The organism is Pseudomonas sp. LFS074, assembly GCF_047978165.1.
Lineage (GTDB): Bacteria > Pseudomonadota > Gammaproteobacteria > Pseudomonadales > Pseudomonadaceae > Aquipseudomonas > Aquipseudomonas putida_P.
Window position 1 is genome coordinate 463,656 of sequence record NZ_JBFPFV010000001.1, and the last position, 16,576, is coordinate 480,231.

Annotated in this window: 13 protein-coding genes; 8 read left to right on the forward strand and 5 right to left on the reverse strand. The window is 63.0% G+C overall.

Annotated elements, in window-relative coordinates; all coding sequences use genetic code 11:
- Window positions 1–54: 54 nt before the first annotated feature.
- The 4 genes from rsmA to ACNQP3_RS02075 are packed head-to-tail and all read right to left on the reverse strand — an operon-like array spanning window position 55 to window position 5,945.
- Entirely contained in the window at window positions 55–855 is an 801-nt protein-coding gene (gene rsmA / locus ACNQP3_RS02060; RefSeq protein ID WP_012270199.1) for a 16S rRNA (adenine(1518)-N(6)/adenine(1519)-N(6))-dimethyltransferase RsmA, read from the reverse strand.
- The gene (gene pdxA, locus ACNQP3_RS02065; RefSeq protein ID WP_060494196.1) at window positions 852–1,841 is read right to left on the reverse strand and encodes a 4-hydroxythreonine-4-phosphate dehydrogenase PdxA; all 990 of its coding nucleotides are present in this window, start codon (window positions 1,839–1,841) and stop codon (window positions 852–854) included. The genes rsmA and pdxA overlap by 4 nt, the downstream gene beginning before the upstream one ends.
- A complete protein-coding gene (gene surA / locus ACNQP3_RS02070; protein WP_041166352.1) occupies window positions 1,838–3,157 on the reverse strand; it encodes a peptidylprolyl isomerase SurA in 1,320 nt (439 codons plus the stop codon). Before surA ends, pdxA begins: the two co-directional genes overlap by 4 nt.
- Window positions 3,138–5,945: an LPS-assembly protein LptD gene (locus ACNQP3_RS02075; protein ID WP_179027086.1), complete on the reverse strand. Its 2,808-nt coding sequence runs from the start codon at window positions 5,943–5,945 to the stop codon at window positions 3,138–3,140. The genes surA and ACNQP3_RS02075 overlap by 20 nt, the downstream gene beginning before the upstream one ends.
- Window positions 5,946–6,075: 130 nt before the next feature.
- Between ACNQP3_RS02075 and ACNQP3_RS02080 the strand changes: the two genes are divergently transcribed.
- Genes ACNQP3_RS02080 through ACNQP3_RS02090 form a run of 3 tightly spaced genes read left to right on the forward strand, consistent with a single transcriptional unit; the run spans window position 6,076 to window position 8,532 of the window.
- On the forward strand, window positions 6,076–7,095 hold the full coding sequence (locus ACNQP3_RS02080; protein WP_012270203.1) for an aminoglycoside phosphotransferase family protein: 1,020 nt from the start codon (window positions 6,076–6,078) through the stop codon (window positions 7,093–7,095).
- Window positions 7,092–7,763 carry an N-acetylmuramate alpha-1-phosphate uridylyltransferase MurU gene (gene murU, locus ACNQP3_RS02085; protein ID WP_060494198.1) on the forward strand — a complete coding sequence of 224 codons (672 nt, stop codon included), beginning with the start codon at window positions 7,092–7,094 and terminating at the stop codon, window positions 7,761–7,763. The genes ACNQP3_RS02080 and murU overlap by 4 nt, the downstream gene beginning before the upstream one ends.
- A gap of 1 nt (window position 7,764) precedes the next feature.
- On the forward strand, window positions 7,765–8,532 hold the full coding sequence (locus ACNQP3_RS02090) for a TerB family tellurite resistance protein (protein ID WP_012270205.1): 768 nt from the start codon (window positions 7,765–7,767) through the stop codon (window positions 8,530–8,532).
- A 101-nt stretch (window positions 8,533–8,633) separates the two neighbouring features.
- On the opposite strand, the gene ACNQP3_RS02095 is transcribed toward ACNQP3_RS02090, so the two are convergent.
- Window positions 8,634–9,632, reverse strand: coding sequence for an alpha/beta hydrolase family protein (locus ACNQP3_RS02095; RefSeq protein ID WP_264316753.1), 999 nt, complete (start codon window positions 9,630–9,632; stop codon window positions 8,634–8,636).
- A gap of 95 nt (window positions 9,633–9,727) precedes the next feature.
- Between ACNQP3_RS02095 and ACNQP3_RS02100 the strand changes: the two genes are divergently transcribed.
- From ACNQP3_RS02100 to ACNQP3_RS02120, 5 genes are all read left to right on the forward strand, one after another.
- Complete coding sequence (locus tag ACNQP3_RS02100; protein ID WP_060494200.1) at window positions 9,728–12,115, forward strand: PAS domain-containing sensor histidine kinase; 2,388 nt, start codon at window positions 9,728–9,730, stop codon at window positions 12,113–12,115.
- A gap of 10 nt (window positions 12,116–12,125) precedes the next feature.
- Window positions 12,126–12,755: a response regulator transcription factor gene (locus ACNQP3_RS02105; RefSeq protein WP_003255549.1), complete on the forward strand. Its 630-nt coding sequence runs from the start codon at window positions 12,126–12,128 to the stop codon at window positions 12,753–12,755.
- Window positions 12,756–13,059: 304 nt separating this feature from the next.
- Window positions 13,060–14,184 (forward strand): ABC transporter ATP-binding protein, encoded by a 1,125-nt coding sequence (locus ACNQP3_RS02110; protein WP_012270208.1) that lies wholly within the window; start codon window positions 13,060–13,062, stop codon window positions 14,182–14,184.
- 40 nt (window positions 14,185–14,224) lie between these two features.
- On the forward strand, window positions 14,225–15,259 hold the full coding sequence (locus tag ACNQP3_RS02115; protein WP_012270209.1) for an ABC transporter substrate-binding protein: 1,035 nt from the start codon (window positions 14,225–14,227) through the stop codon (window positions 15,257–15,259).
- Window positions 15,260–15,325: 66 nt separating this feature from the next.
- Window positions 15,326–16,573, forward strand: a complete 1,248-nt coding sequence (locus tag ACNQP3_RS02120) for an ABC transporter permease (protein ID WP_012270210.1) — start codon at window positions 15,326–15,328, stop codon at window positions 16,571–16,573.
- Window positions 16,574–16,576 lie beyond the last annotated feature (3 nt).

Here is a 16,576-nt window from a genome sequence, read left to right on the forward strand (position 1 = left end):
GTCGGTGCCGGTCTCTTCGCGGGTTTAACCGCGAAGAGCTCGGTACAGGTGATATCAGGCTTGCTGATCAGCCAGTTGGTCGGCCAGGCGCACGAAGGCTGCCAGGTCCAGCTGTTCAGGACGCAGGCTGCCATCCACACCAGCGGCCTCGATGGCCGCGCTGTCGAGCAGGCCCTTCATGGTGTTGCGCAGGGTTTTGCGACGCTGGTTGAACGCCTCGCGTACCACCTGCTCCAGCAGCTTCGCATCCTTGGCCGGGTGGGGCAGCACTTCGTGCGGCACCAGGCGGACGATGGCTGAATCGACTTTTGGCGGTGGGTTGAAGGCGCCAGGGCCGACATTGAACAGGTGCTCCACGCGGCAGTGGTACTGCACCATGATCGACAGGCGCCCCCAGTCACCCCCGCCAGGGCCGGCTGCCATGCGCTCGACCACTTCCTTCTGCAGCATGAAGTGCATGTCGCGGATAAGCCCGGCATGGCTGAGCAGGTGGAAGATCAGCGGGGTGGAGATGTTGTAGGGCAGGTTGCCCACTACCTTGAGGCTGCGTGGCGGCACGCCCAGCTGGTTGAAGTCGAACTTCAGGGCGTCGCCCTGGTGCAGGCGGAAGTTGCCGCGATCAGCGAACTTGTGCTGCAGGATCGGTACCAGGTCCTTGTCCAGCTCCACCACGTCCAGTTGTGCGCCGCTGCCCAGCAGGCCTTCGGTCAGGGCGCCCTGGCCTGGGCCGATTTCCAGCAGGTGTTCGCCGGCCTTGGCGTTGATGGCACGCAGGATGCGGTCGATGACGCCGGCGTCGTGCAGGAAGTTCTGGCCGAAGCGCTTGCGCGCCCGGTGTTGGTATTGCTCGTTCATGGTCGGTTCTCGGCCATCTGGTAGGCGGTTTCCAGCGCGACGCGAAGGCTGCCGGTGTCGACCTTGCCGGTGCCGGCCAGGTCCAGGGCGGTGCCGTGATCGACCGATGTACGGATGATCGGCAGGCCCAGGGTCACGTTCACTGCAGCGCCGAAGCCTTTGTACTTGAGTACGGGCAGGCCCTGGTCGTGGTACATCGCCAGCACCGCATCGCAGTGCTCCAGATATTTGGGGGTAAACAGGGTATCGGCCGGCAGCGGCCCGCGCAGGTCCATGCCTTCGGTGCGCAGGCGGGCCAGGGTCGGCTCGATGATGTCGATTTCCTCGCGGCCCAGGTGGCCGCCCTCGCCCGCATGCGGGTTGAGGCCACACACCAGAATACGCGGGTTGGCAATGCCGAACTTGTCGCGCATGTCGGCATGCAGGATACGGGTTACACGTTCGATGCGCTCGGCTGTGATGGCGTCGGCAATATCACGCAGCGGCAGGTGCGTGGTTACAAGCGCCACGCGCAGGCCACGGGTCGCCAGCATCATCACCACTTGCGCGGTATGGGTCAGTTCGGCAAGGAACTCGGTATGCCCGGAAAAGGCGATACCGCTTTCATTGATCACACCCTTGTGCACCGGGGCGGTGATCATCCCGGCGAAGTGCCCGTCCAGGCAGCCTTGGCCCGCGCGGGTCAGGGTTTCCAGCACGAACGCGGCGTTGGCTTTGTCGAGCTGGCCTGATGTTACGGGCGCTGCCAGGGGGGTATCCCAAACGTACAGGCTACCGGCTGGCGCCGGCTGCTCAGGCCATTGGCCTGGGGCTACTGACAGCAGGTTGACGGCCAGCCCCAGCTGCGTGGCCCGCTCGGCGAGCAGGTCACGGCTGGTGATGGCGATCAGGGGATGAGGCTGGGCGTCTGCGGCGAGCAGCAGGCACAGGTCGGGACCTATGCCGGCCGGCTCGCCGGGCGTGACGGCGAAGCGCAGGGGCTTCACTGGGCGGCCTGGTCAGCGCCAGGCAGCTTGATTTCAACGTAGGCTTCGTCGCGAATCTGGCGCAGCCAGGTTTGCAGCTCTTCGTCGTACTTGCGGTTGCGCAGTACGCTCAGGGCCTGTTGCTCACGTGCCTGCTCAGTGCTGTCGGTGGCGCGGCGGCCCAGCACTTCCAGAACGTGCCAGCCGTACTGGGTTTTGAACGGTTTGGTCACGACGCCTTGCTGGGCGTTGGCCATCTGTTCACGGAACTCCGGTACCAGGCTGTTCGGGTCTACCCAGTTGAGGTCGCCGCCGTTGAGCGCAGAACCTGGGTCTTCCGAGAAGCTCTTGGCCAGCTCGCCGAAATCTTCGCCGTTCTTGATGCGGTCGTACAGGCGCTCGGCCAGTTGCTCGGTGGCTGCTTCGCTGCGGATCTCGCTTGGCTTGATCAGGATGTGGCGTACATGCACTTCGTCACGCAGCACGTTCTCGCTGCCACCGCGCTTCTCCTCCAGCTTGAGGATGATGAAGCCGTTGGGGATACGAATGGGCTGGGTGATCTCACCCACCGGCATGCTGCTGAGCATCTTGGCGAAGTCAGGTGGCAGCTGGCCGGCTTTACGCCAGCCCATCTCGCCGCCTTCCAGGGCGTTTTCGCTGGCCGAGTTGGCAATCGCCATCTGGCCGAAGTCAGCGCCCTGGCGCAGCTGCTGGTACACGTCACCGACCTTGCGCGCAGCCTTCTGGATATCATCCGAGTTGGCGGCTTCCGGGGTAGGGATGAGGATGTTCGCCAGGCGGTACTCTTCCGACATCTGCATCTTGCCCATGTCGGAGTTGAGGAAGTTCTTCACTTCCTGCTCCGACACCTGGATACGCTCGGCCACGCGGCGCTGGCGTACACGGCTGATGATCATCTCGCGCTTGACCTGCTCGCGAGCGTCGTCGAACGACAGGCCGTCATGGGCCAGGGCGGCGCGGAACTGGTCCAGCGACATGCCATTGCGCTGGGCGATGGTGCCGATGGCCTGGTTCAGTTCCTCGTCGGTGATGCGGATACCGGAGCGCTCGCCGATCTGCAGTTGCAGGTTCTCGACGATCAGGCGTTCCAGTACCTGCTGTTCCAGGGCGCCAGTGGGTGGCACGCCGCCGCCACGCTTGGCGATGGTTTGCTGCACCTCGTGGACGCGCTGGTCCAGCTGGCTTTGCATGACCACGTCGTTGTCGACGATGGCCACCACGCGATCAAGAGGTTGTACCGCGGCATGCACCGCGCCACTCAGCAAAGCGGCGCCCAGCAACACTGGGCGCAGACGATCAATAAGCTTGGTCTTCACGTTCACGGTAACCTTGAATGCCTTGGTCGAGGAAAGACTCGACCTTGTTGCCAACTACGCCACCGAGGCCTTTCAGGACGATCTGAAGGAAGACACCGTGGTCGCCTTTTTCGTTCGCCGGGAGGGCTTGGCTGAAGTCGTCGTAATCGATCCAGTAGCGGTTGATCAGGCGCAGCTTCCAGCAGCAGTTGTCGTACTCGAAACCGCCCATGGCTTCCAGGGTGCGGTTGCGGTTGTAGTCATGCTGCCAGCGAGCGATGACGCTCCACTGCGGAACGATCGGCCAGATGACCGAGAAGTCATGCTGCTGGATCTTGTAGTAGTCCTTGATGTAGTTCGGGCTACCTGGGGTGCCGTAGTCGCCACCGCCCACTTTCCAAGTACCGGTCTGGGAGTCGTAGGCAATGGTGTCGTTACGGTAGCGATAACCGAGGTTGACCACCTTGTTCGGGTTGTCTTCAGGCTGGTAGTGGAACATCGCGCTGCCCGAGCGGGTGCTGCGGCTGTCTGGGTCCCAGTTGAAGTCCGAGTTGAAGCGCCAGTCGCGGTTGAAGAAGTAGTTGTACATCAGCGCGTATGGAGAAACGTCGGACTGCGAGTCTTTGCGGGTACGGTAGTCGATACCTGGCAGCTGGACCTTGCGGTCCTTGAAGTAGTACGCCTGGCCAATGCTGAAGTTCTGGCGTTCGAAGCCGTTTTCTTCGATCCAGCGGGTGGTTACCCCCAGCGAAAGTTTGTTCTCGTCCCCGATGCGGTCTGTGCCACTGAAGCGGTTCTCGCGGAACAACGAGTCATAGCTGAACAGACTTTCGCCTGAGTCGAACAGCGGAATGTCCATCTGATCCTTGTACGGAACATAGAGATAGAACAGGCGCGGTTCGAGGGTCTGCTTGTAGTTCGTACCGAACAGAGATGTGTTGCGGTCAAAGTACAAGCCGCTGTCGACACTGAAGATCGGGATATCGCGGTTCTGGGTGCTCGAGAAATCACCGCGTAGGTCGCGGGTGGCTTGCGAGGCATTGGCCAGGTCGCTTTTGCCTTCGCTATCCAGGTCCAGATCGTAATGGGTGTACATGTAAGTCAGCTTAGGCTTGAGGTAACCATAGCTGGCATCCATCGGTAAGCTGATGGAAGGTGCAACGTTGAGGCGGGTACCGTTAGCCCTTGCGAGACCGAAGATGTTCTCATCAAGACGTTGGCCATTGGTACCAGCGGTGGTGTCAAGCACCCCATCCTTGTTGAAGACCGGACCAGTCTTCAAGTCGCGATCAAAGCGCACGGCTTCGGTGTCGTAACTGAAGTCGAAACCACCCGGGTGGTACGGCAGCATACCGTTGAGGGTGACTTGCGGCAGACGATCATACGGCGTGATCTGCGAGATAGTGGCCATTTCGTAGGCATGCACGTTCAAACGCGCGGTGTAGCTGTCGCCACGATAGGTCAAAGCACCCTGCTGGTTCAGCAGGTCACGGCTTTCCACACCGATCTGATCAGACTCCAGGTCCTGGAAGTAGAACGGGTCGCTGATGTCGGTGTAGTCGACCTCGGCCATCAGGCGCTCGTCCAGGCCACCCTTGTGCTGCCAGTTGACCATCCAGCGCTGATCTTCGTAATCCGTCTGGAGTTTACGATCATCGTCCTTGTCGTTCAGGTACGCACCGCCGAACTGGCCTTCGCTCGAAGGCGTCAGGTAGCGGAATTCGCCTTCCATCAGCAGGCCGCGCTTGGCCATGTAACGCGGGTACAACGTGGCGTCGTAGTTCGGCGCCAGGTTGAAGTAGTACGGCGTGACCAGCATGAAGCCGGTGTCGCTGCTGGTGCTGAACGATGGCGGCAGGAAGCCGGACTGGCGACGGTCGTCGATCGGGAAGTAGATGTACGGTGTGTAGAACACCGGGAAATCCTTGACCCGCAGCGTAACGTTGGTCGCGGTACCGAAGCCGGTGGCCGGGTTCAGGGTGATGTTGTTGCCCTTCAGCTGCCAGGCGTTGCTGCCCGGTTCGCAGGTGGTGTACGTACCGTCCTTGAGGCGGATGATGGCGTTTTCGCCACGCTTGGCGTACAGGGCACTGCCGCGGATGTGCGACTTGTGCATCACGTATTCGGCGTTGTCTACCTGGGCTTCGCCGGTGTCGAGCTGGATTTGCGCCTCGTCACCGACCACCAACGACCCGTTGTCACGGATCTTGACGTTGCCTTTGAGCTCGCCACGGTTTTCGGTCTGGTAGAGGTTGGCCTCGTCGGCCTCGGCCTGCATGCTGCCCTGGCGCATCACCACGTCACCGGCGAGGGTAGCGATCTGCTGCTCCTGCTGGTACTTGGATACCTTGGCGTTGATGTAGGTCGGCGACTCATCCTTCGGCGTGGTGTCGGCCATGCCCGGGCGGGTTGGCTCGACATAGGCGCCACCGCAGTACGGGCCGGTTTCGGCCAGCTGCGCGGCGGTGAGCTTTTCACGCGGCACCCAGTCCAGGTGGCTGTAGTCTTCGCTGCGCGACTTCAGGGCACGGCCCTTGGCCTCGGTAACCAGCATCGGCCGGTCCGCGGTTTCGCCTTCGCTGGCGGCTTCAGTGCCGGAGCTGACGGCCGCACCTTCGTGCACCGGGCGTGGCGGCAGGTTGTTGACTGGGGCCTTGGGCTTGCAGTCCCAGCCACCGGCGGCGGACACTTGGCAGTCGAACTGTTCGGCTGCCACTGCATATGAGGTGGCCAGAGGTTGCAGGGCCAGCAGACCGCCGGTTACCAGCAACGGAAACTTTCTACGAAACGCGGGGGATTTCAATGCCATCTTATTAGTCCGGGCTTCCTGCGTGCCATCTGCCCGCGTGTGGGGCCGCACGCCTCTCGATGGTCTGAAAAAGATGCTGGATAATAAAGCATGACCCGCTTGACGGCTAGGGCCGTCGGAGACCCTTGTAATGCCTGAACACGATGTACGCCTGCAACAACTGACGGTCTGGCTCGAAGAGCAGCTCAATGAACTTTTCCGCAACAATGCCTGGGGCGAAGTGCCTGCAGGCAGCTTGACGTCTGCCAGCAGCGACGCGAGCTTTCGCCGCTACTTCCGCTGGCAGGGGGCTGGCCACAGTTTCGTGATCATGGATGCGCCACCCCCGCAGGAAAACTGCCGACCGTTCGTCGCCATTGACCACCTGCTGGCCAGCGCCGACGTGCATGTGCCGCTGATCCACGCCCAGGACCTGGAACGTGGCTTCCTGCTGCTTGGGGATCTCGGCACTCAGACATACCTTGACATCATCAATGCCGACAACGCCGATGGCCTGTTCGCCGATGCCATCGATGCGCTTTTGAAATTCCAGCGTTTGCCGATGGACGCCCCGCTGCCCAGCTACGACGATGCCCTGCTGCGCCGCGAAGTGGAGCTGTTCCCCGAATGGTACGTGGGGCGTGAGCTTGGCCTGGCCTTGAGCGAAGCGCAGAAAGCCACCTGGCAGCGCGTCAGCCAGCTGCTGATCGACAGTGCCCTGGCCCAGCCCAAGGTGCTGGTGCACCGTGACTACATGCCGCGCAACCTGATGCAGAGCACCCCAAACCCCGGTGTGCTGGATTTCCAGGATGCGGTGTATGGCCCGGTCACCTACGACATCACCTGCCTGTTCAAGGACGCCTTTGTCAGTTGGCCGCAGGCGCGGGTCGAGACCTGGCTGCGTGACTACTGGCAGCAGGCGCAGGTTGCCGGCATCCCGGTGCACGCTGAGTTCGAAGCTTTCCAGCGCGCCAGTGACCTGATGGGCGTGCAGCGCCACCTGAAGGTGATCGGCATCTTCGCCCGTATCTGCCACCGCGACGGCAAACCGCGTTACCTGGGCGACGTGCCGCGTTTCTTCGCCTATATAAATGAAGTGATCGGTCGCCGGCCCGAATTGGCGGAGCTGGGTGAGCTGATTGCGCAGTTGCAGGCCGGAGCGCGTGCATGAAGGCAATGATCCTGGCAGCGGGCAAGGGCGAGCGCATGCGCCCGCTGACCCTGCACACCCCCAAACCGTTGGTCCCGGTCGCCGGCCAGCCGCTGATCGAATACCACCTGCGCGCCCTGGCGGCAGCGGGCGTCACTGACGTGGTGATAAACCACGCCTGGCTCGGCCAGCAGATCGAAGACCATCTGGGTGACGGCAGCCGCTTCGGCCTGAACATCCGCTATTCACCTGAAGGTGAGCCGCTGGAAACCGGCGGCGGTATCTTCAAGGCACTGCCTTTGCTGGGTGATGCGCCTTTCCTGTTGGTGAACGGTGATGTCTGGACCGATTACGATTTCGCGCGTCTGCAGGCTCCCCTGCAAGGCCTGGCTCACCTGGTGCTGGTCGACAACCCTGGCCATCACGGGCGCGGTGACTTCCGTCTGGTGGGTGAGCGGGTGGTCGATGGTGACGACGCGCCGGGCACCTTGACGTTCAGTGGCATTTCGCTGCTGCACCCGGCGTTGTTCGATGGTTGCCAGGCGGGCGCCTTCAAGCTGGCACCGTTGCTGCGCCAGGCCATGACGGCCGGCAAGGTCTCTGGCGAACACTACCGTGGGCACTGGGTGGATGTCGGTACGCTCGAACGCCTGGCCGAGGTTGAGCGTTTGATTGGCGAGCGCGCCTGACATGTGGTGGCCAGGCACGGTGATTGGTGTGGGTGCCGGCTTTGCTGTTGCGAGCATACCGGGTGCCTTGCTCGGTGCGCTGCTTGGGCAGGCCATGGACCGCCGGCTGCGCTTGCAAGGCTGGGACGATATGCGCGAACGCTTGGGCGGGCGCTCGGCCTTGCGCGACGACGAGTTGCTGTTCGTGATGCTCGGGCGCCTGGCCAAGTGCGATGGTCGGGTGGGTGAGCTGCATATCCAGCAGGCGCGTCAGGAAATGGTGCGCCTGGACCTGGCCGAGGCAGCCCGGCTGCGCGCTATCAATGCGTTCAACCGCGGCAAGGCAGGCAAGGACCGGCTGGGCGGGCACCTGCGGCGTATCCGCCAGCAGCCGCATGCCGCGGAAGGCACCTTGCGTGCCTGTTGGCGCATGGTTTGGGCCGACGGCAAGATGGGCAACAAGGAGCGTGAGTTGTTGCTGGACTGGGGGCAGAAGCTGGGCATGAGCAGGCGCCAGGTGCAGGCCATGTCGCTGGAGTACGAGCCGCGCAAGGCGACGGCAGCCGAAGGCGTCCCCATGACCTATGCGGCAGCGTTGCGCTTGCTGGCGGTGGAGGCGGATACCGATAGTGACAAGGTCAAGCAGGCGTATCGTCGGCTTGTCAGTCGGCATCACCCGGACAAACTGGCGGGTACCGGTGCCAGCGACGCGCAGGTGCGTGAAGCGACCGAGCGTACCCGTGAGTTGCATCAGGCGTATGCCATGATCCGCAAGCGGCGGGGGCTGTAAAAACGGGGCCGCTTTGCCGCCCATCGCGACACAAGGCCGCTCCCACACTTGTGCGGCCTCGCGCCGCGAAAGGGGGGCGAAGCACCCCCGTCGATTTCAGCTCAACCCTGCGGGCTCATCCATCCTCGCACGCGGCGGAACAACTGCTCTTGCTCCGCAGCCTTGTTGCCCGGCATGGCAATCAGCGACAACTGCCGGTACTGGCTGTCTTTCTGCCGTTTGCTGGCCTGCAGGCGCTGCTCGGCTGCATTGCGGTCCTGGCTGCGGGTAACGTAGTAGATATCGGCAGTCGGCACCTTCAAGGTTGGCGCCAGGCTCTCCAGGTCATGCTCCACGCGAGCCGGTGTCTGTGCGGCGACCATCACCAGTTTCTGTACCTGCGGCGGTTGCTTCTCGCTCAGGTAGCGGGCCGCCCAGTACGCGCCGCTGCCATGGCCGATCAGCGCGATGCTGCGTGCGTTGTGCTGCTGGGCAAACGCCACTGCGGCGTCCAGGCGGGCGAAAATGCGCTCGGCGTCGGCTGGGTCGGCCTGTTCGCTGGCCTGTTCGGCGTCAGTGTATTGCGCCGCGTCGGCATCGGCCGCGGTGGCTTGGGCGATATTGGCATTGGCGTCGGCAGGTACATCCTTGGCCGGCGCACTTTCGCCCTTGGCTTTTTCTGGCTCGGCAGCGGGTTTGGCTTCGACCCTCGCCTGGGGGCTGTCGGCGAGCAGATCTGGCAGGCTGACGCTCAGGCTGTGCCAGCCGACATCAGGGAATTTTTGCCGCAGCGGGCCAACTGCATTGGGCCAGTCGGCCGTTTCGCCAGCACCGGGAACAATGATCACCGCCCCTTGCGGGTCGCTGTCGTTGGCCGGCTTCCACAGGGCCAGGAAGCTGTCGGCGCCCGCCTGCAGGGTCTGCTGTTCGGCCTTGGGCACCAGCCTTTCGAGCGCCTGGGCATCCTCCTGGCTGCGCTCCAGCAAGGGCGGGCGTGGGGGCTCGGCAGCAGGCGTCGCGGTAGTCGCGCGTGGTTTTTCGGCGTCGGCGGCCAAGGCCCCGAGTGGAAGGAGCGAAGCCAGGCAGCACACTGCCAGCCCCGTGCGATAAAGTGTGGACATGCGTCAACCCAAGGCCAGAATGATACCGGCAGCCTAATAGTATTTGCCCGTGACGGCCATGCTGCATGGCCGCCTTTGCCAAGACGAGCGTGTAGATGAAGCGAGTGCGTCGCCTGTTGGTTATCGGCTGTTTGTGGCTGCCCTTGATTGCATTGGCCAGGCCCGAGGCGCCGCCCGCCGTGGTATTGGAACCCGCTCAGCAGCAGTGGCTGGATACCCACCGCAGCCTGCGGGTGGGCCTGGTGCTGCAGGTGCCGTACGCCCAGTTCGACCGGCGCTTGCAGCAACTGTACGGGGCCAACGTAGAGCTGGTGAGCAGCCTGGCGCAGGCGCTGCGGCTGGACCTCACCTGGCGCAACTTCAGCGACCAGGCCAGCCTGGAACATGCCCTGCAGAGCGGCGAAATCGACTTCGCCCCTGGGCTTACGCAGACGCCGGCCAGCCTGCGCCTGTGGTTGTTCAGCGACCCATACATGCGTGTGCCGCAACTGGTGGTGGGGCCGCGCACCGGGGCCATGGCCGTGGAGCTGGAAAAACTCGAAGCCGAACAGCGGGTGGCCGTGCGCATGCCCAGCCAGCTGGCGGACTACCTGCGCGCCAACTACAGCAACCTCAACCTGCAGGGGGTGCCCAACGAGCGTGAGGCCCTGCAACTGGTGGTAGGCGGCCAGGCCGCCTTTGCGGTGCTGGATGAAGCGCAGCTCAGCCGTCTGTCACGCGAAAGCGAGTTCAGTGAGCTGGCAGTGGTCGGCGATATCGGCCTGCCGCAATTGCTGCGCATTGGTTCACGGCGCGACTGGCCACTGTTGGCCGATGTATTGGAGCGTGGCTTGCAAGCGCTGCCAGCCAAGGAGCTGGAACAACTGCACCAGCGTTGGTTACAGCCCAAATACCCACGGCTGAGTGAATCGCCGGGCTTCTGGCAGAACCTGGCCTTGTTGTTCGGCATGCTGCTGCTGTGCGCGTTGGCCACATTGCTATGGCAACGCCGGCAGCAGCGCCAGCTGGAGCGTAGCCTGTTGGCCACGCGAGAAAGCCTTGTGGAACGGCAGGTGCGCGAAGAGGCGTTGCGCTTGAGCCAGTTCGCCATCGACCAGAGTACGGTGGGTATCCTTTGGGTCAATTGGGACAGCCACGTGCGCTACGCCAACCACGCTGCCGAGCGCATGCTGGGTTATGCCGAGGGCGAGCTGCTGGAGCGGCCGCTGAGTACCTTCGAACCAAGCCTGAACATGGACCGCTGGCTGGAGCTGTGGAAGGGCGCGCGTACGGGGGCAGGGGGTACCGGCCAGTTCGAGGCGCAGTGCCGGCGGGCCGATCACAGCGTGCTGCCGGTGGAGCTGTCGCTGAGTTTTCTGCGCTTTCGTGATTCCGAATATCTGGTGGTCTATCTCGCCGACGTCACCGAGCGCCACCGCGCCCTGGCGGCCTTGCGCGAGAGCGAGGCACGGCTCAAGGGCATTGCCGGTAACGTGCCGGGGCTGGTGTTTCGTCTGGAGCGCGACCCGGCCGAGGGCGACCTGGAGTTCCCCTATATCAGTGAGGGCAGCGAGGCCCTGGTGGGCTATGCGCCCAGCGAGATTCAGCACCCGCAGATGGGCCTGCGCAACCTGGTGCACCCCGAGGACCGCGCCGATTACCATCGGGTACAGGACCTGGCCCTGGCCAGCGACCAGGACTGGTCCTGGCAGGGGCGCATCCTCACTCGCCAGGGTGAACAGCGCTGGGCCGACATCAAGGCCAGTACTCGGCGCCTGGGCAACGGCCAGGTGGTGTGGGACGGTGTGGTGTGGGACATCACCCAAGGCAAGCGGGCAGAGTTGGCCCTGGCGAAATCTCAGGAGCAGCTGCGCGAACTGTCGGCCCACCTGGAGAGCGTGCGTGAAGAAGAAAAGGCCCGTATCGCCCGGGAAGTGCACGACGAACTGGGGCAGATGCTGACCGTGCTCAAGCTGGAAGTGTCGATGTGCGAGCTGGCATTCGCCGAGCTGGACCCAGGTCTTAACGAACGCCTGAGCAGCATGAAGCGCCTGATCGCGCAGCTGTTCCAGCTGGTGCGCGATGTGGCCACCGCTTTGCGCCCGCCGATTCTCGATGCCGGCATTGCCTCGGCCATCGAATGGCAGGCGCGGCGCTTCGAGGCGCGCACACAAATCCCCTGTCTGGTGCAAGTACCGGATAATCTGCCAGCATTGAGCGATGCCAAGGCCACTGGATTGTTTCGTATCCTGCAGGAGGCGCTGACCAACGTGATGCGTCACGCCCAGGCGCACAGCGTGGAGATCGAGCTGGTACGCCAGGACGGTCAGTTGCGCATGACGGTCAGTGACGACGGCCAGGGCTTTTGCCGCGACCAGCCCCGGCCCACCTCGTTTGGCCTGGTGGGTGTGCGCGAGCGCGTGCTGATGTTGGGTGGCAGCATGGCGCTGGACAGTCAACCGGGCGAGGGCACCAGCCTGAGCGTGGCCATTCCGTTGGAGTAGGAGAGCGAGCGTGATTCGAGTGCTGGTGGCCGAAGACCACACCATTGTCCGTGAAGGTATCAAGCAGTTGATCGGCCTGGCCAAGGACATGCAGGTGGCGGGGGAGGCCGGTAATGGCGAGCAGTTGCTCGAAACCCTGCGGCACACGCCGTGCGAGGTGGTGTTGCTGGATATCTCGATGCCGGGGGTGAATGGGCTGGAAGCGATCCCGCGGATCCGTGCGTTGCACGACGCTCCGGCAATCCTGATGCTGTCGATGCACGACGAGGCACAGATGGCGGCGCGGGCGTTGAAGGCTGGCGCGGCGGGTTATGCCACCAAGGACAGCGACCCGGCGCTGTTGCTGACCGCGATTCGCCGGGTGGCGGGTGGCGGGCGTTATATCGACCCGTCGCTGGCCGACCGTATGGTGTTCGAAGTGGGCCTGACCGAGTCTCGGCCATTGCACACGCTGCTGTCGGAGCGGGAGTTCTCGGTGTTCGAGCGCCTGGCTCAGGGCGCCAACGTCAACGACATTGCCCAGCAACTGGCGCTGTCGAGCAAGACCATCAGCACCCACAAAGCGCGCTTGATGCAAAAACTGAAGGTGAACTCGCTGGCGGAGCTGGTGAAGTACGCCATGGAGCACAAGCTGGTCTGATTGCGACAATGAGTGGTTTCGCGGTCCTTGTGAGAGCGGCCTTGTGTCGCGAAAGGGCCGCATAGCGGCCCCTTTGTTTCAGCGCTTTCGCTTGAATTGTGGGGGGGCTTCGTAGCCCTTTCGCGGCACAAGGCCGCTCCGGCAAGGACTGCGGCAGTGTCCTGAAAGCGTCATCTTTGTAGGGCAATCCCTACAGCGAATCTTCCATCCGGATGATGGCATTCTCTCAGCACCCCCGATTTTCGGGCGCTTGCGCCTCTTCTACTCTTTTGCCTACGCAGTCATCCAACAAGAAGGTGCAGGCATGAGCGAGGCGAAGTCGAACGCTGCAACCAGCGAAACGCTGGTCAGCTTCCGTGGTGTGCAGAAGAGCTACGACGGCGAGTCGCTGATCGTCAAAGACCTCAACCTGGATATCCGCAAGGGCGAGTTCCTTACCCTGCTTGGCCCGTCCGGCTCCGGTAAAACCACCAGCCTGATGATGCTGGCCGGTTTTGAAACCCCCACCGCCGGTGAAATCCAGCTGGCCGGGCGCTCGATCAACAACGTGCCGCCGCACAAGCGCGATATCGGCATGGTGTTCCAGAACTACGCGCTGTTCCCGCATATGACCGTGGCCGAGAACCTGGCCTTTCCGCTGACCGTGCGCAATCTGAGCAAGACCGACATCAGCGAGCGGGTCAAGCGCGTGCTGAACATGGTCCAGCTCGATGCCTTCGCCAAGCGCTACCCCGGCCAGCTGTCCGGCGGCCAGCAGCAGCGAGTGGCGCTGGCCCGGGCGCTGGTGTTCGAGCCGCAGCTGGTGCTGATGGACGAGCCGCTCGGTGCGCTGGACAAGCAGCTGCGTGAACACATGCAGATGGAGATCAAGCATATTCACCAGCGCCTGGGTGTGACCGTGGTGTACGTGACCCACGACCAAGGCGAAGCGCTGACCATGTCCGACCGCGTGGCGGTGTTCCACCAGGGCGAAATCCAGCAGATTGCCGACCCGCGCACGCTGTATGAAGAGCCCTGCAATACCTTCGTCGCCAACTTCATCGGCGAAAACAACCGCATCAACGGCACCCTGCTGGCCAGCGATGGCAAACGCTGCCAGGTGCAGTTGCCGCGCGGTGAACGGGTCGAGGCGCTGGCGGTGAACGTCGGCCAGGCCGGCGAGCCGGTAACCCTGTCGATTCGCCCGGAGCGTGTGCGCCTGAACGGCCACAGCGAAAGCTGCGTCAACCGCTTCTCTGGACGGGTGGCCGAGTTCATTTACCTGGGCGACCACGTGCGGGTGCGCCTGGAAGTTTGCGGCAAGGGCGACTTCTTCGTGAAACAGCCGATTGCCGAGCTCGACCCGGCATTGGCCGTGGGCGATGTGGTACCGCTGGGCTGGGAGGTGGAGCACGCCCGCGCGCTCGATCCGATTGCCGAAGCCCATTGATGGATTGCTTCACCAACCCTGTACTGTGGAGAGAATAATAATGCGCAAGCAGTTGAAACTGACCGCCCTGGCCCTGGGGCTGTTCGCCGCTGGCCAGGCCATGGCCGCGGACCTCACCGTGATCTCGTTCGGGGGCGCCAACAAGGCTGCCCAGGTCAAAGCGTTCTACGAGCCATGGGAAAAGGCGGGTAATGGCAAGATCGTCGCAGGCGAGTACAACGGCGAAATGGCCAAGGTCAAGGCGATGGTCGACACCAAGAGCGTGTCGTGGAACCTGGTAGAGGTCGAGTCGCCGGAGTTGGCGCGCGGTTGCGATGAGGGCATGTTCGAAGAACTCGACCCGGCACTGTTCGGCGATGACGCCGACTATGTACCTGGGGCCATCCAGCCTTGCGGCGTAGGCTTCTTCGTATGGTCCACGGTCATGGCCTACAACGCCGACAAGCTCAAGACCGCCCCCACCAGCTGGGCCGACTTCTGGGACACCAAGCAGTTCCCGGGCAAGCGTGGCCTGCGCAAGGGCGCCAAGTACACGATGGAATTCGCACTGATGGCCGATGGCGTTGCGCCCAAGGACGTCTACAAAGTGCTGGCCACCAAGGAAGGCCAGGACCGCGCCTTCAAGAAGCTCGATGAACTCAAGCCCAACATCCAGTGGTGGGAAGCTGGCGCGCAGCCACCGCAGTTCCTGGCCTCCGGTGACGTGGTCATGAGTTCTGCCTACAACGGCCGTATTGCCGCTGTGCAGAAGGAAAGCAACCTCAAAGTGGTGTGGAACGGCGGTATCTACGACTTTGATGCCTGGGCGATTCCTAAAGGTGCCAAGAACGCCGAAGAAGCCAAGAAATTCATTGCCTATAGCGTCAAACCCGAGCAGCAGAAGATCTACTCCGAGAACATCGCCTACGGCCCGGCCAACGCCAAGGCCGTGAGCTTGCTGTCGGAAGACGTGAAGAAGGACATGCCGACCACGCCTGAAAACATCGCCAACCAGGTGCAGATCGATGTGGCCTTCTGGGCTGACAACAGCGAGCAGCTGGAGCAACGCTTCAACGCCTGGGCGGCGAAGAAGTAAGGCGCATCAAAGGGGCGCTGGCCGCTGGGTCCGCGCTCCCCGTTTCCCTGTTTCGCGGAGTTCGCCATGGCCATTGCAGTGCCCCTAAAAGAAGGCGCAGGTCCAAGTCTCAAGCAGCGCCTCAAACACGCCGAGCGGGTCAACCGCTGGAAGGCGCAGGCGTTGATCGCGCCGTTGGCGCTGTTTCTTCTGCTGGTGTTCCTGGTGCCGATCGCGGCGCTGCTGTACAAGAGCGTCGGCAACCCGGAAGTGGTCGGTGGCTTGCCACGCACGGTAGACATCATCACCCAGTGGGACGGCAAGAGCCTGCCGGGCGAGGATGTGTACAAGGCACTGAGCCAGGACCTGGCCGAATCGCGCAAGAACCAGACCCTTGGCGACCTTTCCAAGCGCTTGAACATGGAGCTGGCTGGCTACCGCAGCTTGTTGACCAAGACAGCCCGGGCACTGCCATTCAAGGCTGAGCCTGCCTCTTACAAAGACGCTTTGCAGGCCGTTGACGAGCGTTGGGGCGACCCGGCCTACTGGCAGGCCATACGCCGCAATACCAGTTCGGTGACTTCTTTTTACCTGCTGGCCTCTGTCGACCACCGTATCGACGACCTTGGCGAACTGGCCAAGGCCACCCCGGACCAGGCCATTTACCTGGATATCTTCGCCCGCACCCTGTGGATGGGTGTGGTGATTACCGCCATCTGCCTTGTGCTGGCCTATCCGTTGGCCTACCTGTTGGCCAACCTGCCGACCCGCCAGAGCAACCTGCTGATGATCTTGGTACTGCTGCCGTTCTGGACCTCGATCCTGGTGCGGGTGGCGGCGTGGATCGTGCTGCTGCAGTCGGGCGGCCTGATCAACAGTGCGCTGATGGCCATGGGCATCATCGACCAGCCGCTGGAACTGGTGTTCAACCGCACCGGTGTGTACATCTCCATGGTGCACATTCTGCTGCCGTTCATGATTCTGCCGCTGTACAGCGTGATGAAGGGCATTTCGCCCAGCTATATGCGCGCGGCGATCTCGCTGGGGTGCCACCCGTTCGCCAGCTTCTGGCGGGTGTACTTCCCGCAGACCTATGCCGGCGTTGGCGCGGGGTGCCTGCTGGTGTTCATCCTGGCCATCGGCTACTACATCACCCCGGCGCTGCTCGGCAGCCCGAACGACCAGATGGTCAGCTACTTCGTCGCTTTCTATACCAACACCAGCATCAACTGGGGCATGGCCACCGCGCTGGGCGGGCTGCTGCTGCTGGCGACTGTGCTGTTGTACTTGATCTATAGCTGGCTGGTCGGCGCCAGCCGCCTGCGCCTGAGCTGAGGA